Annotated in this window: 18 protein-coding genes and 3 pseudogenes; 4 read left to right on the forward strand and 17 right to left on the reverse strand. The window is 47.6% G+C overall.

Annotation, left to right across the window (positions count from 1 at the left end; genetic code table 11):
- Positions 1-26: 26 nt before the first annotated feature.
- The 3 genes from BJF97_RS29295 to BJF97_RS29305 are packed head-to-tail and all read right to left on the reverse strand — an operon-like array spanning position 27 to position 1,438.
- Positions 27-368: a hypothetical protein gene (locus tag BJF97_RS29295; RefSeq protein ID WP_004181929.1), complete on the reverse strand. Its 342-nt coding sequence runs from the start codon at positions 366-368 to the stop codon at positions 27-29.
- Between the two features lie 13 nt (positions 369-381).
- On the reverse strand, positions 382-693 hold the full coding sequence (locus BJF97_RS29300; RefSeq protein ID WP_004181928.1) for a hypothetical protein: 312 nt from the start codon (positions 691-693) through the stop codon (positions 382-384).
- Between the two features lie 16 nt (positions 694-709).
- On the reverse strand, positions 710-1,438 hold the full coding sequence (locus BJF97_RS29305; protein ID WP_004181926.1) for a thioredoxin fold domain-containing protein: 729 nt from the start codon (positions 1,436-1,438) through the stop codon (positions 710-712).
- A gap of 133 nt (positions 1,439-1,571) precedes the next feature.
- Between BJF97_RS29305 and BJF97_RS29310 the strand changes: the two genes are divergently transcribed.
- A complete protein-coding gene (locus BJF97_RS29310; protein ID WP_004026303.1) occupies positions 1,572-2,186 on the forward strand; it encodes a lytic transglycosylase domain-containing protein in 615 nt (204 codons plus the stop codon).
- Between the two features lie 267 nt (positions 2,187-2,453).
- On the opposite strand, the gene BJF97_RS29315 is transcribed toward BJF97_RS29310, so the two are convergent.
- The 8 genes and pseudogenes from BJF97_RS29315 to BJF97_RS29345 form a co-directional block, all read right to left on the reverse strand.
- Positions 2,454-3,737 (reverse strand): DEAD/DEAH box helicase, encoded by a 1,284-nt coding sequence (locus BJF97_RS29315; protein ID WP_223819051.1) that lies wholly within the window; start codon positions 3,735-3,737, stop codon positions 2,454-2,456.
- Between the two features lie 60 nt (positions 3,738-3,797).
- Positions 3,798-4,106, reverse strand: a pseudogene (locus BJF97_RS34485) (integrase core domain-containing protein); the annotation flags it as partial.
- 16 nt (positions 4,107-4,122) lie between these two features.
- Positions 4,123-5,199 carry an IS110 family transposase gene (locus tag BJF97_RS29320; RefSeq protein WP_000227969.1) on the reverse strand — a complete coding sequence of 359 codons (1,077 nt, stop codon included), beginning with the start codon at positions 5,197-5,199 and terminating at the stop codon, positions 4,123-4,125.
- A 272-nt stretch (positions 5,200-5,471) separates the two neighbouring features.
- Positions 5,472-5,660: pseudogene (locus BJF97_RS33345) on the reverse strand (DDE-type integrase/transposase/recombinase); the annotation flags it as partial.
- Positions 5,661-5,740: 80 nt separating this feature from the next.
- Entirely contained in the window at positions 5,741-7,249 is a 1,509-nt protein-coding gene (gene ltrA, locus BJF97_RS29325) for a group II intron reverse transcriptase/maturase (RefSeq protein ID WP_001189111.1), read from the reverse strand.
- A 672-nt stretch (positions 7,250-7,921) separates the two neighbouring features.
- A pseudogene (locus BJF97_RS33360) lies at positions 7,922-8,610 on the reverse strand (IS3-like element ISEc52 family transposase); the annotation flags it as partial.
- A gap of 56 nt (positions 8,611-8,666) precedes the next feature.
- A complete protein-coding gene (locus BJF97_RS29340) occupies positions 8,667-10,244 on the reverse strand; it encodes an AAA domain-containing protein (protein ID WP_224146627.1) in 1,578 nt (525 codons plus the stop codon).
- A 22-nt stretch (positions 10,245-10,266) separates the two neighbouring features.
- On the reverse strand, positions 10,267-10,545 hold the full coding sequence (locus tag BJF97_RS29345) for a hypothetical protein (protein ID WP_004181924.1): 279 nt from the start codon (positions 10,543-10,545) through the stop codon (positions 10,267-10,269).
- Between the two features lie 966 nt (positions 10,546-11,511).
- Between BJF97_RS29345 and BJF97_RS33365 the strand changes: the two genes are divergently transcribed.
- Positions 11,512-11,817: a hypothetical protein gene (locus BJF97_RS33365; RefSeq protein WP_004181922.1), complete on the forward strand. Its 306-nt coding sequence runs from the start codon at positions 11,512-11,514 to the stop codon at positions 11,815-11,817.
- A gap of 50 nt (positions 11,818-11,867) precedes the next feature.
- On the opposite strand, the gene BJF97_RS29355 is transcribed toward BJF97_RS33365, so the two are convergent.
- The 6 genes from BJF97_RS29355 to BJF97_RS34855 all read right to left on the reverse strand — a co-directional run bounded on the left by BJF97_RS29355 (position 11,868) and on the right by BJF97_RS34855 (position 20,671).
- Positions 11,868-15,836 carry a conjugal transfer protein TraG N-terminal domain-containing protein gene (locus BJF97_RS29355; RefSeq protein ID WP_004196345.1) on the reverse strand — a complete coding sequence of 1,323 codons (3,969 nt, stop codon included), beginning with the start codon at positions 15,834-15,836 and terminating at the stop codon, positions 11,868-11,870.
- 1 nt (position 15,837) lies between these two features.
- On the reverse strand, positions 15,838-17,247 hold the full coding sequence (locus BJF97_RS29360) for a conjugal transfer protein TraH (protein ID WP_004026310.1): 1,410 nt from the start codon (positions 17,245-17,247) through the stop codon (positions 15,838-15,840).
- Positions 17,237-18,274 carry a conjugal transfer protein TraF gene (gene traF, locus BJF97_RS29365; protein WP_070083040.1) on the reverse strand — a complete coding sequence of 346 codons (1,038 nt, stop codon included), beginning with the start codon at positions 18,272-18,274 and terminating at the stop codon, positions 17,237-17,239. The genes BJF97_RS29360 and traF overlap by 11 nt, the downstream gene beginning before the upstream one ends.
- Before the next feature lie 365 nt (positions 18,275-18,639).
- Positions 18,640-19,182, reverse strand: coding sequence for a hypothetical protein (locus tag BJF97_RS33370; protein WP_004196331.1), 543 nt, complete (start codon positions 19,180-19,182; stop codon positions 18,640-18,642).
- Positions 19,183-19,198: 16 nt separating this feature from the next.
- Complete coding sequence (locus BJF97_RS29370) at positions 19,199-19,723, reverse strand: hypothetical protein (protein WP_032438005.1); 525 nt, start codon at positions 19,721-19,723, stop codon at positions 19,199-19,201.
- Between the two features lie 192 nt (positions 19,724-19,915).
- Complete coding sequence (locus tag BJF97_RS34855) at positions 19,916-20,671, reverse strand: hypothetical protein (protein ID WP_004196341.1); 756 nt, start codon at positions 20,669-20,671, stop codon at positions 19,916-19,918.
- A 597-nt stretch (positions 20,672-21,268) separates the two neighbouring features.
- On the opposite strand from BJF97_RS34855, the gene mobI reads away from it, so the two are divergent.
- Positions 21,269-21,733 carry a conjugative transfer protein MobI(A/C) gene (gene mobI, locus BJF97_RS29380; RefSeq protein WP_004026319.1) on the forward strand — a complete coding sequence of 155 codons (465 nt, stop codon included), beginning with the start codon at positions 21,269-21,271 and terminating at the stop codon, positions 21,731-21,733.
- Positions 21,733-22,521 carry a hypothetical protein gene (locus BJF97_RS29385; RefSeq protein WP_004196318.1) on the forward strand — a complete coding sequence of 263 codons (789 nt, stop codon included), beginning with the start codon at positions 21,733-21,735 and terminating at the stop codon, positions 22,519-22,521. The genes mobI and BJF97_RS29385 overlap by 1 nt, the downstream gene beginning before the upstream one ends.
- Positions 22,522-22,532 lie beyond the last annotated feature (11 nt).

Genomic DNA, 22,532 nt, shown 5'->3' on the forward strand with positions numbered 1-22,532 from the left:
CGTATCTGATGGTTCTGAGAGCCATTTTACTTACTGGATTTACGGCTATTGCTGTCTAGTTCATCCACTGCATCCTGAATAGCCTTCTGGATATCGACATTACCGGCCGTCATGACAACATTATTGACAGACCCCCTGATATCCTGAGCATCATCCAGAATACTGGATATACCGTCAGCAATCGGGCCATTCTTCAGTGAAGTGTAATGCTCGTTCACCCATGTCGATTGTATAAAGTTATTCCTGGAGATTGACGATGGAAACTCCGCATCCGGAACCGAAATATTTTCAAGGCTATCTTTTGTTTGTGTATAGGCAAAGATGCCTCCAATGATACCCACGTATACCACTGTTCTGATTAATCCCATGAGAGACTCCGTTTTATGCGCTGTAGATGACCACAGGACTTAATTCCCTGCTCATTTGCACGGGTGATGATTTATCAGGATGCCCGGCAGCTGGAGTGGTTGATTTCAGGTCAGTCTGGACCTTACGGCCGTGCGAGTACACATCATCAAATACACGGTTCATTGAGCTCTTCCGCGTTGAAACTTTGTCATCGAGAAGCATGATCGGCTTTTGCGAGCCGTCGACATCGACGAAAGTAACTTTGCACGCAACTGGCCCGCAAACGCTGGATTGGGCGGCAAATGAAACAACCACTACCGCTGCCACTGCAATTAATTTCTTCATTGTTGCTCCCGGAGAGTTATTTTTTCTGATTGGCCGTTTTCAGGCTGTTCAGCATCTGGTCAGGGTCACGTAACCCCGCAAATACCATCGGCTCACCTTTCAGGCTTAAACCGCTAGGCGTGCCTGAGAGTTTGAACATGTTCCCTGCATTAAATTGGCTCTGAATGGAGTCCATGCAGGCCTTTGTCGGTTGCTTTTCAGGTAAACCATCCCCTTTCATTGCTCTGGTTAAAGCTGCAGGTTTGTCATCTGCACACCAGACAGATGCCATGTTTCGGGCTATCATGGAGTTCATCCCGGCACGTGGGTATGCGATGAATTTAATAGTGATGCCTTTATCCAGATAGGATTGCAGGTCGCTATGTAGTTTCTGGCAAAAGCCACAGGTGATATCAGTAAAAACACCGATGACATATTTCTCATCTGGTGCTTTGTAGGTGATAGTATCGAGCTTCTCAATATAGGATCGCATCCCTTTACTGATAAACTCGTCCGTGGTGTTTTCCACTTCTGTCCCTTTCACTTTGAATAAATTTCCGGTGAAGATGTATTCACCGTCAGACGTGACGTAACTCGTCCCTTCTTTTGAAAAGACTGAGTAAATACCACTTACCGGAGATTTCTCTGCAGAGACGGGGTTGATACCAACGGCTTCAATTTTGTCCTTTAATTCTGCAGGTAAATCAACATCAGCATAGGCCGATGGAGTTAACAATATCAGAGCAACTGCAATGGGTTTAATCATGTCCTACCTCCTTAAATACTGTATCAAACAAAAAAAAATATTTTTCCGACCAGGAGGCATTTACCCCCGGTATAGGAAAAAAATTTTTTTGTTGTCGTGTAACCTGTAAAAGTTACTTTTGAGGAGCGGGTTAATGACTAGATTATTTTTTGGAGCGGTGCTGTTCGCCACTTTAACCGTCAATGCAAATGCAGCATTCAATCCCCCACCGGATCGACCTAAGCCCCAAAATGTACCCGAAACGGTTAAAAACGAATGTTTAACTGACGCCGCGCGTTTCTTCGGGATTGACCGTGACCTTGTCTTTACTCTTTTTGATAACGAAGGTGGAAAGATTGGCTCTTTCGTCCTTAACACCAATGGCACATGGGATATTGGCCCAATGCAGATTAACTCATCAAATCTGGCTGAGGTGAAATCCCACTTCCCCGCAATTACCTGGCGTGAGCTCGCTTATGACGCCTGTGCTTCTTTTTGGGTTGGGACATGGTGGCTGCACCGGAAAATTATTGACCGTAAAGGGAACGTGTTTGAAGGTATTGCTGACTACAACAGTAAAACGCCTCGCGTAAGAGCCAACTATATTTTCAAATTTATGGAACGTTATAACCGGCGTCTGCAGCGTAACGGCAAAATGATGCAGCTCAATGCATGGACCGGTCTTGATCGTGTAAAGCAGAATCCTCCCGAGGTAACAGGTAAGCTCGCTAACAACTCTCATCAGCAATCCTGGCAATCCTATAGATAAAAGTAACTTTTACTGCACCTTCGCTGGTTGCCCTGGTGAGGGTCCAACTTTTGGTGTCCAGTTCACAAGTCGGCGAGCGTTTATGAGTAACTTGCTAAACCAGAGGGAAGACCTCCCTGCCTCACCTGCATACGCTGATGGTCCGGCAGGGAATATCAGGAATAGATTAGAGGCAGATATCCGACTGATTATCATCCCTCAGGCATGTCATAGTCACCCGGCATTGCGGTCGATACCGCATTAGACAGCTGGCAGACCTGGCGCTTATCAGCGCCATTCAGTGGTTAAGTACTCTTCCATATATGACATCGCACGCGGGTTGCTGTTGCTCACCGGCACATCCAGCCTTCCCAGTGCCCGGGACAGCGTGGAAAAGTAAGGTTGCTTCTCCCATAATGCACGCTCGCCGATGACATAAATGCGTTGTTTCGCCCTGCTTACCGCGACGTTCAGAAGATTGGGTTTTTCCGCCGCCCAGGCTTTCGCCCCCTGACTTTTTATGTTGCCTCCCAGCACGAGGATAACCACAGTAGCTTCCTTGCCCTGTGTTTTATGTACGGTCCCCGTTCTGTCCATCCTGAATCCCAGCCTCTTTGCGATCCGGTTAAGCTGCTTAGCGCAGTCCTTGAATGGCGAGATCAGAAACACGTCGTCAGGTGTCAGTGAATACTGGTGACGCAACGCCAAAAGTAACTTTTCCACTGCCGCCCCTTCCTCCACTACCCAGTTTCCCTCGCATGTCCTCCCTTTCACATCCAGCCATCCGCTTTCAGGGAAATCCACCAGGCCCGGCTTTTTCCCGTGGACCATGAGCCCGTCATAGGCAATATGGTTACTGATACTGAACATTGGGTCATCACAGCGCCGGTGAACCCGTAACGGACAGCCCACCCAAATCTGTTCTGACTCCGGGTCGGGTAGATAGGTGCCAACGTCCATCGTCTGGTCTGCCAGTATCTGTGCTGAGACTTTTCCGGGCCACCAGCAGGACGGGATCTTATAATGTTTTCCCAGCGCCCCCTCTACAGTGGACGGAATACCGCTGACCGGCTCCAGTTGTTTTGGGTCACCTACCAGAACCGTGCGTTTTGCTCTCCAGATAGCCCCAATCGCATGCTGAGGTTGTGCCTGTCCGGCTTCATCAATCAGCAACCAGCCTATCGCTTCCTGACCTGTATCCCTGAACATCCGGGGCATGGACGCAAAGGTGCTTGATATAACCGGGACGACCAGAGATAAGGAGTCGAGAGCCAGACCCGCCTGTTTTTCGGTCAGTTTTCGCCCTTTTAACCAGTCCATTGCAAGCCCTATATTAGCGGCCATTTTTACAGGATTATTTTCAATAAACGCCCGGTGAACGTCTAATGCTGCGATAAACACATCTTCCCTCGCCTTTCTCCAGCGCTCATGAAGCCATGGTGCTGACAACTCCCTTCGTTCATCTGTTGCAGTCCGCTCCGGCCAGGAGGCTCCCAGATCGGATATAGCCTGCTTCAGCAAGGTATTATTCTGTTCCTGCTCTTTACAGACCGCCTGACCGTTGCTGATCACCTGAGTGAGCTCACGCTCAAGGCTCCTGAGTTCATTGTCTGCATTATGTTTTTGAAGTGGTCAACAAAAACTGGCCACCGCGTTAGAGTTTTTCCAGTATCGGTTTTCTGATTCGTTTGGCGGTAACCCACCATTATATTCGTGCGGTCTTAGTGCGCTGTAATATCCAACGATATAGTCCGTTATTGCGTGAGCTGCATCGCTGAAGCTTACATAGCCCGTCGCCGGCACCCATTCGTTCTTCAGACTCCTGAAGAAGCGCTCCATTGGGCTGTTATCCCAGCAGTTTCCACGCCGACTCATACTCTGCCTGATCCGGTATCGCCACAGTAACTGCCGGAACTGCCTGCTCGTATAATGGCTGCCTTGGACGCCCTTCTAAGAGTCAAGCTGTTATCGGGATACTGTTGATCCGCCTGTTTTGATTGCGCAGTAACGTGTAAACTTCGCGGGAGATATATCGCTTTAGACAGCGTATCGCTTCCATTTTTGTATGTCCTTCGGCTACACGCCTGGCGACATATTCCTTTGTTTTTGCGTCAGTTCGTAAGCGTCCGATGGCGATGATGTGAAGTGCACTATTTGCAGCACGATCTCCACCACGATTAAGTCGGTAACGGTTCGTTTTTCCAGAAGAAACGGGGACCGGGCTGACACCACACAGTGCCGCAAATCCTGATTCTGATCTTAACCGTTGAGGATTGTCTCCGGCAGTGATCAGCAACTGTGAAGCGCTTTCGTATCCGATAGCATTACGTTTAATCAGCTCAGGTGCCAACTCGTCGACAATTGCCGCAATCATGACATCCAGATCAGCGATTTCGTCATGTAACTCGAGATAGCGTCGGGCAAGGGACTTTAATGAAATGCGATAAACGTTGGTTACATTGCGGTATTCACTGGCATCAGGTCTCCAGGAACCCAGGGTCCTGATGAGCTGCATGCGCGTCATATTTCTGAGCTGTTCACGTAATTCATCCGGGGCAGAGATAATATTTGAATGGATAATCTGGAGAGCGACTCTGCGGGCTGATATTGCTGTTTTTCGGCAAGTTTTTAATACCCGCAGGGACTCAATCATGCCATCACGCGTTTTGGGAGTAACTGTCCTGATGCCTGAGAATGCTGCATGAGCGGCACATTCAGCATCAATTGTGTCACTTTTACCCCGTTTGCGTCGCTCCATCCGGTCTGGAGCAGTCACCTCAAGAACTTCTAACCCGGCGTTCTGAAAATAACGAAGCAAACCGGAACCATAGGTACCTGTGCACTCAACACCAATTCGCTTTAATGTCCCAAACGAGGTCATCCATGCCAGCATCTGCCGGTAACCTTGTCGTGTTGTGGAGAAATACTGAGTCCCAAGGACTTTATTGTTCTGATCTACGACAGCGGCAACGTGCAAATCTTTATGTGTATCCACGCCACCCACAACGGCAGCTTCGGTAACTTTATCAACCATGACAGAGCTCCTGTGAGGAAACAGAGTTGAATCTCCAGACAGATAACCCGGACAGGACAGTAACGAGACAAGCCGTCAGGCCCTTCTTGAGTCACGCGCATCGGTGAGGAGATGCCTCGCATGAAGGCGCTTCCGGCAACCGACGGGTCCAGGGCAGGACACAAAAGGTCGATCGCTGTGTGAGTCAGGATGCGGGAAGGTCTTCACTGCATCAGTAATCACACCAATCTGGTTAAACGGCAAACTAAGTGGTGGTAAAGACTGACATCGGCATTATTACTATCGCTGTGGAACATCACCCCGACGGGCTTACCACGGGTTTCCCATGCCATTTCCAGTGCTTTCATGGTGAGCCTGCTGTCCGGCGAGAACGACATGGCCCAGCCCACTGGTTTTCTTGCGAACAGGTCGAGAACAACGGCGAGGTACGCCCAGCGCTTACCCGTCCAGAGTAGAGTAAGAGGCAGGGCGTAGTCGGACTATTTCCCTGCCTCTCCTCCCCGAACCGGACGTGCACCTTTCAGCGCATCCGGCTCTCCATTTAAATGCTGGCGAACGCCATTGCCACTTCTGTAAAGCGCGATGTATACGTGTTTCTGGTCTCCGTCCTCAGATAGGGATTACCTTCGGGTAGCCGCCAGCGGAACAGCTTCTTGCCTTGCCCCACCAACCGGTACAGTATTTCGCCGCTGAGCTTGCCGTGATTGGTTTTACCAAATAAAACCCACGTTTTGCTCTGACCCGGTTTCGGTGATTTACACCACCACCTCATCAGGGAAGCGATACCTGTACGGTATTTGCGGGCCAGCCAGTGAGCCAGCTTCCAGAACACGACACGGTCGATATAACTGAAGACTTTGGCCTTAAAATCAACGAACTGATAGAACATGGCCCAGCCTTTCAGTTTTCGGTTGAGTTGTTCAGCCATATCGACTTTGCTTTCACTGTAGTTGCCTGATAACAGTGCTGTCAGCGATGCGGCGAAGTTTCTGGCTTTCTCCTGCGGGATCGTTGAGACCACTCGCATCTCGCCATAACGACTGCGTTTGCGAATGATCCTGTGCCCCAGAAAGATAAAGCCGTCATTAACATGGGTGATTTTAGTCTTATCCATGTTCAGCCTGAGTTTCAGACTGCCTTCGAGCACACCCCGACACTCCTCCCTGATGGCTTCCGCCTGTGCTTTGGTGCCTTTGACGATGAGGACAAAATCATCGGCATAGCGGCAGTACGCCACCGCGGGTTTCCACTGCCAGTTTTCTCTGACCGCCGTACTTCGGCCCCGTTGGATACTGTTATTCCAGTACCACCGATCTTTTCTGGCTTTCCCGCTCAGGTAGCGCTCATGCAGGTATTGATCGAACTCATTCAGCATGATGTTCGATAATAGCGGCGATATAACACCGCCCTGTGGTACACCTTCACTGGCCGCCCGAAAGAGACCGACATCGATATGTCCCGCCTTGATGGTTTTCCACAGCAGAGTCATGAAACGTGCGTCACTGATCCTGCGGCGTACAGCCTTCATCAGCAGTCGATGATGTACGGTGTCGAAGTAACTGGACAGGTCGCCTTCAATCACCCAGCGTCCCCGGGTTTCACCACAGTCTGTGAGCTGTAATTTCACCGTGCGGATCGCGTGGTGGACACTGCGCTCAGGCCGGAAGCCATATGAGAGCGTATGAAAATCACTCTCCCATATCGGCTCCATCGCCATCAGCATGGCCCGCTGAACAATACGATCCCGCAACGCGGGGATACCCAGTGGTCGCAGTTTGCCGTTGCTTTTAGGGATGTAAACCCGTCTGGCGGGCAAGGGCTGGTAGTGGCCTGAGAGTAATTCATCCCTGAGGATTTGCAGCTCAACAGCCAGTCTGGCCTGTAGCATTGTTTTGTTCACGCCATCAACGCCGGGGGTATGGGCCCCCTTTGATGAAAGCGTGATCCGCGCCGCTTCAGCCAGCCATTCTGGTTGTGTTATCAGACGCAGCAGCCGTTGAATCCGTAGGGACGGATCGGTGGCTGCCCATGTGGCAAGCTTGCGTTGCATTTCGCTGATTATCAAAGGTCTTCACCTCGTTAGGTCAGTTAATTCACGTCGCAAACACATTCAAACTGCTTCCCTTCGCCATGTAATGGGCTTTCCCCATCGCGGACTACTACGGAAGCTCCGCCAGCCAGCGCGTCATCGGAGCCATGCCCCCTTAACATCCGTCGCTGACCTTCCCCGGTTTACCTGCCTGGACTCAGGCATACTGAGGAGGCTGCCCGTCGCACTCTTTATCCTTGCTTGCCGCAAGTTGGCAGAAGTCAGCATCGCAAGCGTGATAGACGCTGCTGCCCCGGTGTTTCGCATACATGTCAAAACACCTTCGACCGGCAGTGCTTACGTATCACTGCCAGTTCCTCCTGCACGGCCTGTCAGATCACGTAGGCCGTGGTGACGTTTTCAACCCACAGAGGCGGATTAACGGGTTCATGTTCTTCAGCCTTTCAGTACTTAACCTTGAGGATCATCTCGGCTTAGTGATCTCGCCTCAATCCCCGTTGTCAGCGGGTTACATCACCCTGCGGGCATGCCGCAGGTCACTGCCGCTCAGGTTCTCCACCGTCACACCCGGTGGGATTGTTGGGTTTCTCATCGTGAGTTACCGGTTCAATATTCCAGACAGACTCGCGGTTCATTTAAGCATCCATGCCCGCCCTGAACTCCGGGCACACTATAGGTCACATCACCGCACCACACCTGATTTGGTTCCGTTACGGCGAACTGTCGCTCAAGATGATTCGGGATAGCAACGTGCTCATGACCGCCACGCTTATACCGGTGAGTCGGCTGCTGGCAACTGACCAGCCCCAGCTCTTTCATGAGTCTGCCAGCAAGCCAGCGCCCCATCTGGTAACCTCTCTGGGTTGCCATTGTGGCGATGCTTCTTGCTCCGGCAGAGCCGTGGCTGATGCCATGCAGTTCAAGTACCTGACTGCGTAATACAGCCCGTCTGCCGTCTGGCTTTTCAGGACGGTTTTTCCAGTATTTGTAGCTGCTGCGATGAACCCCGAACACATGGCAGAGAGTGGCCACAGGATAACGCGCCCTGAGTTTCCCGATTATCGAGAACTGTTCAGGGAGTCTGACATCAAGAGCGCGGTAGCCTTTTTTAATATTTCATTTTCCATTTCAATACGTTGTAGCTTTTTCCTGAGCTCACGGATTTCAATTTGTTCCGGGGTAATGGGGGAGGCTTTTGGTGTTTTGCCCTGCCGTTCATCACGTAATTGTTTCACCCATCGCGTCATTGTGGAAAGGCCGACATCCATAGCGCTGGCTGCATCTGCCACGGTGTAGTTCTGGTCAACGACCAGTTGAGCGGATTCGCGTTTAAACTCTGCGCTGAAATTTCTTTTTTTCATTATGACACCTGTGTTGTTCTGAGGTGAGCATATCACCTCTGTTCAGGTGGCCAAATTCAGTAAACCACTTCATTTTCTGATTGCGCCAGCTGCAGTTCCTGCCGTTGCTGAGTCAACGTCGCCCGCAAAGAATCTGATTCGTCTGTCAGCCGTTGATAACGATCCCACCATGCCTTCGATATCCTCCCCAGCGAAAAGAGATTAGCCAGAAGGCCGGGTTTATTTTTTTCATGCTGGTGGATGCGCTGATCGAGTTCGTCCCGATCTCCACTGGACAGGGTCAGGGTCATTTCCATAGCGGCGAGTCTGTCAGAGAGCGTCTGTAGCGCGTTCCGGCATTCCTCAATCTGAAGCGTTGCGGTTTGCTTCCTTTCTTCCCACACTCTTCGTTGTTCTTCGAGCCACTCAATTTTATGCGTTAGCCCTGAACTGGTGACCAGTTGCTGACGCTCGGCTTCCTCCACCGCCTGTGCCTGTTCAAAACGTGTGACAGCCTCAGTCCAGGTCAGTGCAGGCTCTCTGACTTTCCGGGGCGGTCGCAGTAAATTCAGATGGTATTTCAGCCCCTCCCCACGTTCGGGTGAAAACTTCTCCGGAGGTGCTTCATCGCCTTTTTCACTTTTCTGCAGATTTCCCCACCACAGTGTGTTAACGAACTGCTCTCTGTTACTTTTATTGCCCAGTCTTGCCGCCAGAAGTCCCCAGGCAGGCCTGTTAAGTATTACGGTAGCCAGCCCGCCAAAGTAATCGCTGCGATCTGACACATCCTCCGGTACCGCTTCCATCCCGGGGAGCTCAAGTGAGATATTCTCCACGGCTCCGTTATTGGACGATGCAATCACGATGGCACTCCCCGCCAGGGACGGGTGAAGCGAATAATAGGGTATCAGCCTGTCATCGTATTTGAGGCTGTCTTTGGCTTTAAATGCAGAGTCTCCGAATTTAACCAGTTTACTCGCCCGATCGGTGACGACTGCGGCCACCACATCACGCAGGAGTGTTGTCTTCCCCGTTCCCGGAGGACCATTTACAGCAAAAATACCCGGTTCAGTGTGATTTCTGGTCCAGATTTCATTGACGGCCAGCTGCTGGCTGAATGCCAGCGGGTACTTTGAAGGCCAGGAGCCAGCTGGTGGCTGTGTGGGCAACAGTTTCTCAAAAGCAAAATCCAGGCCTTCTTCAGTGCGTATATCGAGGCGCTGTTGGTTATCCCGGGTTATCGCCATGATAAATTCTTTAAAACCGGCCCCACCCCCTCCTTGCCTCCACTCCGCGTCGAGCTTTCGCAGTTCCTGAATGAAAAAACTGTTAATGAGGTCATCGGGCACCGCTTCTTTCTTTTTATTGTCTTTCTTTGCACTGTCTTCCTGGATGACTTTCGCCTTCCTGGTCAGGGAACACTTAACCACACTGACGATCGTCGTATCCATGGCTTCTTCCGGGAAATACAGTTTTGCGATGACCAATTTCTCAAGCGTCTTCAACCATCCTGTATCGGCCTTCTGTCCCTCCTCCTGTAATCGATAAGCCTCATTGTCCACCCACTGCATGAGATGAAGGGTCAGATTATCAAAATCGTAAAAACCGCTATCCACCAGCGGGAGGCTGTCGTTTGGTGCGGGCAGGTCGTTCACATCGCGGTCTGCGAGGTACGCTTTACCTAAAGTAGTCAGATGCAGGAGGATTAAGGTACGGTACGGACTGCCAGGCGCGGATCATGTTAACCATTTGCTCAGCGATCCCCATTGACGGTTTTAGCCGGTATGCCGTCCGGGTTACCATTCCTTTCTGACGTTCATTAGATTTCACATCCACCAGCCTGAAGCGCCACCACTCCTTGCCGCAGCTGATGATACAGATATCAAACTCGGCTTTAACCACCGGCAGATAAGTGTTTTGATTCAGTTCCAGCAAAAGCGAATATGCCTGTGGCATATACCGTCCATCGAATGATCCCGCCCAACGATATGTTGCGATGAAGGGCGGCGAGTCCAGAGATTTGAGAAATGTCATGTCAGATCCACCAGCAGCTTTACCAGTCTCTCATTATAAATATTCGAAAGCCTCCTCAAAGCCCCCATTTTCAAACATGCAACAAAGTGACTTTTCACCGCGTACAAAAAAAGTGACTTATATCGGCATCGTACCCGGGTCTTGAACCATGTTTAGTGCGAGTTTTTAATAGGTTATTCTCCGCGTCCGGTATAAAAAGTCGTTCCCGTGTGCAAGTGCTTAAGCTGGATAGCCCGGAGCCGGTGTCTATCCACGATTCCCAGAATTTATTGGGTAGAACCGCCGGGGTGCTGTGTCGATGGCCGAGGAAAAAAAGTAACTTTCCGGACCTGTGCAGCACATAAACAACGACTGTTTTGCATATCGGCCAGCGGAAACATCTGTGTATCACACGGATACACTATGAACTATGCCCTGTAAAGCCCCCTTTTTGAGTTGAGGCTCTATTCGGGTGTGATGAAAATAGGGGGTTGGAGGTGGGGTTAAATAGTTTATAATGTAACCAATTGCGAAAGAATAGAGGGCGCCCCAACGATGTACGAACTGTTTGGTTTTGAACTTGCCGACTTCAAAGAGCTCTTCTATGTCTTTTGCCTGGCAGTGCTTGTTTACCGCTACATCACTGTCGGGCGAAAATACCCGCTCTTTGGAACCCGAAACAAAACAAGCCACTAGCGTGATAAGTGCGGTATGGAAGAAACAAGTCAGTCCTCCAGTAATCCTTGCGAGTATAGTGAGTTTGATGTCACAGACCCTCGATCTCTTGAATACTGGTATTCTCAAAGAAGTAAATTTTGAGATAGTAAAAAAATCCCGCCTTATGGAGGGCTTGTGGGTGAGCTCCGATAGGCTAGAATGTGTTCAACAACTAGAAATAAGAGGTACACAATGGCTAATTTTCTGTATTGGGATTACCTAGTATGGTTCTCTTATGCCGCTATGCCGGTTGTGATTTTTTTTATTATTTTGTTTAAGCATAAAGGAAAATCTGCAAATTCAAATCCGGAAGAACTGAAAAGTTCGAGTCTACGGTCAAAAAATCACATAAAAAATGAAAAATCAGAAGGACTTGACTCTACAACTATTTTCCAAAACGAGCGTATTATTGACGATTTTGACCCAACAGACCCTTTTTCACTAGCAAGTAGAATGAATCAGCATCTTCACGAATATCCTGAGTCAAAATTTGATTAAGATTGCAAATATAAAGGGGCCAGTATTACCGGCCCCTTTTACATTCATCACTAATTCTTTCTATGCTTATCTAAAAAATCTTTAGTCATTTTAGTCCCTTCATTTACACCGATGTTACTAGGTAAACTTGCTATAAACTTAGGATATTCTGCCGCTACATCGGGCCCATATCGCGAATCATTAGCTAATGCTTTTTGTACTGATTCGGTAAGCATCTGATTTTGATCAGACATCCTGGTAAATTTCTCATCATTTATACCAGCGTTAACAGAAGCACTATCAACAGCCTGACTTAACTGTATGTTATTACTGATATTACTGATAAGTGAGCCCGGAGCTCTATTGTTCGATATACCCATTGCATTCGGCACGTTTCTTTGCGAACCAATGTCTGGAACCAGTGCATTCCCACCAGGGATAATACCCGCAACACGTTGTGCTAAATCTGAAGCTACTTCATGGCCAGGAATAGCGTCTCCTGTCTTTTGAAACGCAGCGGACGCCTTATCCATGGGATGTTCGCTTGCCCCGTTATTTTCACGCAACTCCTTACCAAGCGATGAGTCAGCAGATCCGGTAACTGGTCGGCCTGTTGTTCCAGTACCATTAACTTCAGCACTAATTACATCCTTAAGACCACCACTAAAGCCATTATTTTTTCCGTCAGCGGCTTGTCGAACTATGCGTTCAACTCCAGCCTCGGAGAGATTACTTCCGGTTATTTGATTGTATTTTTCTCTATAGGCATTGCTCTCAGCTAAACTCTGCTCTCTTGCGGTTCCTATTTGATTATTGGCGTTGGCAGCATGCAGTGCAGCCTGGGCCAGCGCGCTTTCAGCATCGCTGGTTCTGTCACCTGATGATCTAAAGGTATCAATGCTTTTAGGGGGTTCTTCTGTCTGCAAACTTTGCATAGTCTGTTGTGTACTAGCTTTGTAATCGCTTGATTTAGGATCTCCCAGAACGAGAGACTGCGCTTTGCCTGTTGTGGCATCAGCAGCGTCTCCAGCTTGTTTCGCACTTTCGTATGTTTCTTTTGGAGAGCCTACCGGCATATTTTCTCTAATATAATTGAGCTTGTCTCTATCACCAGAGGAAAGAACACGCGATGCCCCCTTTCCAGCTTCATCTTCAACATACTGGCGCCCATTGTTACCTGAAAGTGTTTGAGCAGATATGCCACCAATTGATGTGCTAGGTTGAACTCTAGCGGCTTCCTGGTGTTGTCCTAGATTAGAAGATGTCAGACCTCGCTGACTATCCATGCCACCGGTAATAGCTCCGGCTGAAGAGACACCTGATGTATCGGGCGCAGTTTGTGCCTGCTCTTGGTAGTTGGCATACTGTCCACCACTTCCCAAAGCCACAAATTGATCTAATTTTTCTGCTGCTGGTGAAAGAATTTGTTCATTGGCTCCCATCATGCTGACTGCATTTTTGAACATCGCAGATGTCTGTTTAATATCAGCCAGATTTTTGGCGACGGTTTCCCCGGATTCCATTTGAGTTTTAGCTTGCGCCTGGTCAAGTAATACCTTTGCAAAGGCATCATTACCATTTTTATCAGAACCGAGCGTGTTACTCCTGTTCATCATATCGCGTGTTGACTTCCACTGACCAGCTATCGCATCTGCATTAAGACCTGAAGCTGACGCCCAAGCTCTTACTGAATCCTCGGTTGCCGGTGTTCTCATGGTATCTGAGATCATATTGCCATCAATATTCAGACTGTTACTCATAGCCAGTTGAGATGCTTGTCCACCAGTTTTGTTGAATGCATTTGTTTCGGTATTACTAATAGACTGGCTATATTGGTCCATTTTCTGAGCGGCTTTCTGATATGTGTCAGAGCTACTAAAACCATCTTGTGTTACATTTGAAGCATACTTAGAAAGGTCACTTGAAAACGCACTACCTGATTTAAACATATTCTCAATATTGTCAGTCATCCCTTTTTTAGCAGCATCTGACAATTTTGAATCGCTGCTTATTTGCCCAAGAAGCGCACCTTTCAAGGCAGCCATGATTTTTCCAGGCATAACACCTGCTACACCTGCTGATTTTCCTGTACCTAAACCAAGCTGCGCTGCAATATCCCCACCGGCCTGAAGGGTTGCTGCCATTGCCTTCCCTTTAATTGCATCACTTGACATTCCAACATTAGAACCGATCCCATTACTTATACCTGTTGCTATATCTTCCACAAGTTTCTGCCCGCCTTGCGTCGTTATGGAAGCGTTTTGAGAATGCTGCCCCTGAAAAGCTGACGACCATGCCTCACTTAGACCTTGACTCGTCATTCGCGTTGACTGACGCGTCGTGCCAATATCATTCCTACCTGCTGCAGAAACAGTATCCTGCAAGTTATTGCCAAGTGACAGAGAGGGCATAGAACTACGAACGGCTGCATTCAGAAGCCCGCCTGATGACATACCGGCACCGGTTGAAGTGGCTGCGGTGTGTGTCTGGTCACCAAAGGACTGTTTACCCGCATTACCCGCCGACCACACTTCTGGTGTGACATGGCCAGTATTGGCAGGAGCATCCGGCGTGACATTTTTCAACGCTCCCATCATCGGGTGGATGCTGGTGGTCAACAGGAACAGTGTCAGCATCGGCACCATGCAATACAGCGCTGAAGCTACGGACAGGTAGCTCCCGTACGTCTCCTGAATACTTCCCATATTCGCCCAGTTCATAGTGGTCTGTACACCCAGCGATGACCATGTGTCAAACTGCTGATTTAATACCATTTTTACGTATGCATTGACCATGACCGCTGTTATCGGCCACATGTTAACGAAGACTATCAGTTGAAGGTATTTTGCAGCTGAAGTTATGCCTTCACCTCCCAGGAAGAGGATCGCAATCAGAGCAAAGGGCGCAACCATATAACTGAACATCTCGAGAAAACTGATTGCAGCGCCTGAGATGTTCAGCCAGAGTTGCCCCTGACTGACCATGGCGTTGGTTCGTTTCATGCTCGCTTCGAAGAGTTGGTAATCTGCGGCGATACCCAACGACTTGCGATACTGCAGCACACCTTTATCTATTTGGTTGAGGACAAAAGCCCCTGTGGTGATATCGTGAGCCTGACCAGCGCTTCCAAAAAGCGAAGACGCCACACCTTGCAGAAAGTCACTTTTTTGTCCGGTTTCTTCTTTAGCCGGTTCAATAAACTGATTCATCTGCCCTATATGTTTCATGATAGATACGCCCTGTGGCGAGGCGAACGAAGCTTTTACCGCCGCCCAGGCATCCGTACACGACGCATACTGCAAACCTGTAGATGTCACCATGGGGACGCTGGCCGTCTTCAGGCTGTTGGCCGTCATTGAATCCATCACGTTCATTACTGACGCAAGATCTGTGGCATAGATTTCATTCAACGCCACGCCTCTGAGTGGCGTATTGACCTCTGAGTCCTGGGTCGTTTTAATACAATCGCGTGCAATGGACTGGATGATTCTGCATACATCAAAGGTGACAGGTTTTTCGCTCCCGCTCATCGTATTCGGGAAAGCCTGACAGAATCCACTGGATTCCCCACCCCACTCCATATATTTGACCATTTTGGTCATTGGACCCAGCGTCAGGCTGTCATCGAGCGTGTCAGTGACCTGGCCCACCGGCGTAAGCGGGTCAAACGCTGCTCGCCAGTCCGTAATGAGCCCGTGCAGTAATCCGGTAGTCAGTTCACCGGTTGACGCGATAAATAACGGAACATCGTCTATGTTCCTGACTTCCCCCGTTTTAACCGATTCCAGTGTGACATCAGCTTTAATGACCGCGATGGAATAGAACAATAGCCCCATGATCCAGGAGAAGATCGGGACATCGTTTTTTGTGGGGGCAAGAACCCATTTCATTGATTTATAGAAGAGTCCAATTGCTGCTGCATATGCAGCAAACCTGAGCCATTCATTGGAGCCATGAGAGGAAAAAATCAGCGCGATCCCGTTAAAAGCCGTATAAACAAAATCGATATCACCAATGGTATAAATAGTGTAATTACTCATATCAGCCACCATTCCCGCTATCGCCATAGGTCCGTTTTTTAACGTATGCCATATCCCAGTAAGCCAGGACCGTTTTTTCCTCAGTGTTCTGTATGGACTGAACCTCTGAAGCGCTGCGGATCTGGTTTCTGAAGGTTTGGTTTATTTTTTCTAGTTGGTCCTTAAACGATGCCATTGCCTCTGAAGGCAAAGTCATATTCGTCATTTTATTCTGCACACTACTCAGCAACTCTATTGTGAAGTTTTTGGCCGCGATCGTACTGATATCATTGATGTATTGAACCCCCTCAGCAGCTGACAAGGTCTGAAGAGTCGGAATGATGTTATTAACACCTAACATACTGATAAGTTTACGTTGGTCTTGCGTCAACTCAGTGTCATTCCTGACAGCCCGCTGAATTTCGAGTAATGTTTCAATAATGGTTTCAGAAAGACCTTTAAATTGTATAGAGTCCTGACGCATTTCAAGACACTGTGCTTTTCTGTTACTACGTAAATCAGGTGTTGGGTTACAAACATTTAATTTAACGTTGCCGGATCCTGTCCCCTTTATGAAATCAGCGGCTTTCATCGTAGGTGGGATCGGTGTTATCGCTGAATTTTCTCCATTACTATCCCAGCTGACGATAAGTGTTCCTGTAAGCGACATTATTTGTTCTGCAAGTTTGTAACCTGTTAATTCAGTCACGCCCCCCACATTCATATTGCCGTTATCAATGCTCATGAATCCTTGGTAAACAATATTCCCTGCATATTTCTCTTTAAAGGCATCAGGATCTTTTGCATAGTTCTTTTTGTTGACTTCACTGGCAGGCTGACTCATGGTGCTACCAAAATCCGGGAATATACCTGATACCATGGAGTCAACAGCGCCACCGCCGAGCCCTATTTTCTCAGTAAACTCCTGAGGTGTACCCAGCCCGTTTTGCAAAAACTCATAGGTTGCGTTACAGCTGTCTTTGGCAAATTTGTTCAGTGCTGCGAGCTTGTCCTGAATGTTGGCAATGATTGCTGCGCAGTCGGCACAGATTGCCGATACTGCCGTGTTAAAAGCATATACCGCTGACCCCTGCGCAATACCGCGTCCAATCTGCACAAGCTGATCACCATTGATCATGCTGAAACTGCCGAGGAAAATATCGATGCCGTTACACCCGACGCTGGCTTTCGGGAAACTGACATTGACGAGGTTGGTATTCACCTGAGGCTGGCGGTATGAGAAACTCCCCCCAACAGCTCCGACACGTGATGCCGTTCTTACGGAAGCGGGATCTGTTGAAGCCACCATGCCTTTAAATATGCCCTCCATGACGTTGGCAGCATGGACCTGCTGCATGGAGAACACACCAAAGAACATGGCCGATAAAAGTAACTTTTTCATGAAAGTTACTTTTGGAAAATCAGTAGCCACTTAAGCCCCCTTCACTTTCTGAAATACCGGTATTAACCCGATCGGTTGTTGGCATGTCGTACCCGCTAAGTTTTTCATCCATTATGTGCTGAAGCAGATAAGGATCCTGTTCATAGCGCTCTTTGTTCACGGTCAGGACATCTCTGTCGCCAATGGCATATTGTTTCTTAATATCGAGCGTGTTCTGGAATGTCGCTTCGTCGAGAAGGTTCATACCTCTGGCCGCAAGAATAATCGTATTTTTCAGTTCGTCAGCGGAAACCAGACCGGTACTGACTCGTGTAGCCTGAGAACCATCATTGGACATGAGATAAATAGTGGGAACTTCTGTGATGGCGTATTGCTTAATCATCTCCATTGTTGCCCGTCCATAACGGGGAAATAAACCATTGTGAAGAGGTCGCCCGTCTATACTCACCGGCATAATGTCAATGTGATAATAGTTCTGCATGAAATTCAGTATCTGGCTTTGCTCGTGACAGTACGCACAGGTACTCTGGAAAAAGAAAAACAATCCACCTTTCTGAAAGATGGAGGTAAGTGCTTTTTGCTGATTTTCCTCAAGTCCTGCACGGTGTGCATTTAACGCGACAGTTTCGGTTGGCTGTCGTCGTTTTTCTGACATCATCGGGTTATTAAGGAAATAGTCGCGGGTCCGGTCAGAGAAACGGGTGGCAAGATCCAGCATTAAACGTTGCGCAGTATAATAGCGGGACAGGTTTTCGTTGGTCGGGTTATCCATTGCCGCATAACGAAGATTCAGCAGGTTTTCTTTTAGCCAGCGTGAATCGAGCTTAAGCTCTTCTTTTTTGTCCTGAGACGGCGACCCCGTTAATGGCTGTTGCGGTTGGTCTTCTTCATCTTTTACCGGTTCTTTATCGTTATACCAGAAGAAACCTTTTTTCAGGGATTGTCCCGAAACAAAAGGTGTGTTCTCAACTTTCTGCGTATCCGCCAGGCTCATAGTGGAAAGCACCAGCAACGAACTAATGGCTGCTTTCAGGATAAAAGTTTTGGTGTTCTGCATATGCTACCCCTCGATGGTTAGCATTATCATCCCATAAAAAAAAATCCGTTTTCTTCTATAAGGAAGATGTTCTGTACGAAATCTGAAATTTTTCTTGAGGGGTGTTGGGATGCAATGTCGCCGGATCATGAATCATCGGGAAAGCCAGAAATGAGTAACTCCAGGTAACGGGTTTACCTGTAACATGACTATTCAGTAAAACCACCTCAGTTATACGCTGAATGTTTAAGCCTGTGAATTTACGGAATGTTAAACAATAAACGGGAGGATAGATTCCTGATCCACGAACACATTGACCTTCAGTTGGTTAAAAAGGTCAACGCCAGAAAGTAAAAGATAATGAGGAAGATATAACATGACCCCGTTCAGGTACGCCTGGTAATACCCGGCGATTTAAATCTGGACACGGTTTCTTCTGCCTGCATCAGGAGTGACAGCTGATGCGAAAGATTACATTTTCTGGCAGTGAGTATTTTCTCAACTCTCGCCTTACGGTCAGGGTTTTTTATCATCCGGAGAAAACGGGATGGGCCCGAAAGATATTCGGCCAGACGAATGCTGACAGCATCTGGACTGGCTGAAAACATGGCTTCCAGCTCTTTATCAAACCTGATTTTTCCGGATGGACAGGTAGTCCTTTTTAACGGTGCAAGTTCCTGAACAAGTTGCAGGATATAAGCAGGAAAATGGTTTTTAAGGTCGCCAGTTTTTAACTCTGTATGAATGACAGGCAGGAATAAATAAGAGGCACAACGGACATGAAGGTCAGGAGAAATCGCACGCAGGCGATTATGGATGCTGTCGGAAAGATCAAAAAACCCCTGCTCATCTGACGGTGTCGTTATTCCCGTCGATGCAAACGCGATATGGCAGATGGTGCTTGCCGTGTGTAAAAGCTGATTTTCCATGTAATCTTAATTACTTTTATTCAAAGGGAACTAAGGACTGAGAATAACGCATAATAGCAACTTTGCATTTTTTTGCGCTACATGTCGGGCAGGAATCATACCTGTCCGGCGCATGTATGAAGGGCTTTTTACATACCAGGCAATAGTCTTTATAGTCAGCTTCCGACATCCCGTTGAGAACTTCGACAATCCTGTTGACCTTGAGCGGGTAGTATTCCGGCGTATAGCCCGTGTTAATTAACAAATCAACAAGTGCATTAAAATCCATTTCTCTGGTTGATTCTGTAGGATTTTGAGGGTCATATCCGAAAATATGAATAGCATTGTTTACAACGACATTTGACAGCAACATGGCGGATTTTTCACCGAGCCATTTACCTACCCCTTTTCTTGTATTTATCCCTTTGGGGTACTCCAGGCTGTCGGCAACTTTACGACCATACAAATGTGTTATGGTATATTTATTGGCATCAAATTCTATTAACTTTATGGCACTTGCCAGACTATTTAGCTGGCTTACCTCGCTCTTTTTAAAGCCCATTATCCGCATTCTCCTTAACGTGTACCTGGTCCGGTTCTGTCGACCGGCAGGAAAAACCACTTCATGTTTTCAGAAAAGTTACTTTTCAGCGAAGCACGCTCGGATCCTGTTATTCACCAACATGAATGAACCGTAATCAGGTTACCATATCAATGAGTGAAGCCAGTTAACTCATATAGCATCCAGAAACCGCTAAAATAACTTTAGCTTCTCATATGAATCTTTAAGAGCAAATTCTACCCGTAAGTTTTCCATATTTTCCCTTGGAATGAAACCCTCCAGAACATCAGCCATAATCTCGTAACCCCATGCATATACTTTGTGATCACGTCGTCCGGTATCATAGGTTATAAACCGGGGGAAAAGAACCACATTTGTCACCTCCACAAAGGCGGACATCTCTGTATCGAGGAGCATCTGAAAAGCGTCATTAGACAGGGCCAAATAAGCCCTGACATAAGCCGGTTTAAATCTGGCCAGATTCCATAGATTGACCAGGAAATTCATCTGTATAGAGACGATATTTTTCCTGAATAACTCAAGGTCGATGGGTTTATAAACATACTGCTTCCCGCTCAATAATTCGCATGGCTCATTTGGTTTCATCTCGGTACTGTCAAAAGGTCTGCCGTACGTTTCAAACTTCAGTAACTGAGAGTCATCCAGAATTAATTTTATTAACTCACCCCATAAAACAGGTTTCCCGTTGACACGGGGAACTAGCAGGCTACCTGGCCTGGCTTCTGACAGGGCAATTCTATTTAGACGCGCATCAGTGGCGGGATGGAAAAAACGCTCCAGCAGGTTGTCCGGTATATAGCGGTAGTCCGACGCGAGATCACGAGGCAACACACTGAGTAGTTTTTTCTGACTACGTATCAACTGCAACTCCGAGCGCAGAAACGCCTTAATGACCGTGTCAGTCTGTACGTTGGGTTGTACGTCCATACGCTCTCCAGGATACTTTTAAATCGCGCTACTTAGGTTACTGAAAGAGGTTTTATTATATCATAGCAATCCGAGGGAGTGTAGAAAAGGGTTAATCACAAATAGTATAAAGCCCTATCTTCGTTTTAGTTCCTTGTGCAAGAACATCCGAATTTTCACCAATATCATTAGGCACTTTTTTGAAAAAACCGTCGATAAGCGACATCTTTCATTGGTATCTTTTTTGAAAAAAGGTACCAATGGGGAAAAATCTTCATTTGTAACTTTTCCCGGAATAGTGACCAATGGACAACAGATTTTCATGCTCCATCATTTGTAACTATTATGCAAAAAGTTACTTATGTATAAGGGTAACTATTACTGGTTCGCAAAAAAGTTACTTTTCCATCTCCACGGTTGCAAGGAGTGGTTTTACGGGAGGTGGAACGCACACTTTGTTGGGCCTCAGGCAGAGGTTGCTGGTCATGCTCACAAGAAAGTTACTTTTTTGCCGACGACATGTGCACAAAAAAAATTTTAAAAAAAAATGCAAACACCCTTGTTAGTTCAGAAAAATCTTTTGGGATTCCTGTAGTCTGTGAGAATGGAGGAGTTGATATGAACCCGATAATTACGGCACATCAGGAAATCGTTATCGAAAACTCGGTTCGCTATATCGAGTTACTGAAATCAGAAGCGACAAAAATTCTGGATGAATACTGGGAGACCTGGAAGGCACGAAACCAACTGATATCCCAGACCACGTATGCAAACGGGGGGAAATTCATGCCCGGTCGATTCGCACCGGTGTTTAAAAAGGTCGGCTCATCGCAAAAGCTGACAATTGTATGGAAAGATTTTTCGCCCAGGTTCAAAAACAAAATTGAACATCATGGCGTGGTTGTTAAACCAAAACTCGGAGGATACAGCGTTAGTTGTTTTAAAAATGCCCTGGACTGGGAACTGGAGATGATCCTGGAAACAGAAAACAAAATTAAACCGATCCGTGAACTACTCGCGGAATACCATCAACGAAAACTGGCCGACATCAAAAGACTGGAAAAACTGAAGAGGTTAATATAATGGCTGACAACGCATCCCCAAAAACTGAACCGCGCAATCAACGTAACGCTGGCAATAACCGCCCGTTAGGGATGGTCATTTCAAAATTAAAGCCACTTTCAAGTGAGTTCTATACGCACTTTCATGAAAAAAACAGAGCCTGCCTGCGCCAGTTTAACGCCATTTCCAATGCAATTTATAATATTTTCCGGCTTGTAGAAGGTGACCAGGCGACAAGCACTAAAGTTCAGAAATGGCTCTCCGGTGTTTACGATGAACTGTCGGGTAATGTAAATACCTTCAAAGAGCAGATTGACAAAAATGTCGCCAGACTGCCTCTGGATGATTCATCATTCGAAGGGTTTGACTATGGTGAATTTGAAATTCGCTGGAACCACCCAATGACCTATAAATTGCTGGATATTATCCAGACCATCAACGTCCTGACACGTCAGGCACATCAGTTGTGGTTATACGGTCAGATATCACAACAGGTTCATGACCGAATTATCCTGCAACTCCTGAGCTCACTGCGGGTTGCGATGGACAACATCACTAAAATACTGAACGCTGAAAACCGCGTGAATGGAAAATACGACGCATTGCCATTCATCCAGAGCATTAAGCGGTTTAAATCGGTGGAACTTTATATTGCCAGTCTCGAAACTAAAGCACCTGTTCAGTCCGGCCACAGTAACAGTTCTGCTGATGCTGGCAGTGAGCCGACATTAAAACCAGAAGAAGCAGCTGGCTCCGGTAAACCATCTGACAAAACACAGCCTTCTGCCACTCCTGTTTCGGTACAATAACTCACAGGTTG

It is taken from the genome of Klebsiella sp. LTGPAF-6F (assembly GCF_001753185.1).
Taxonomy (GTDB): domain Bacteria; phylum Pseudomonadota; class Gammaproteobacteria; order Enterobacterales; family Enterobacteriaceae; genus Klebsiella; species Klebsiella michiganensis.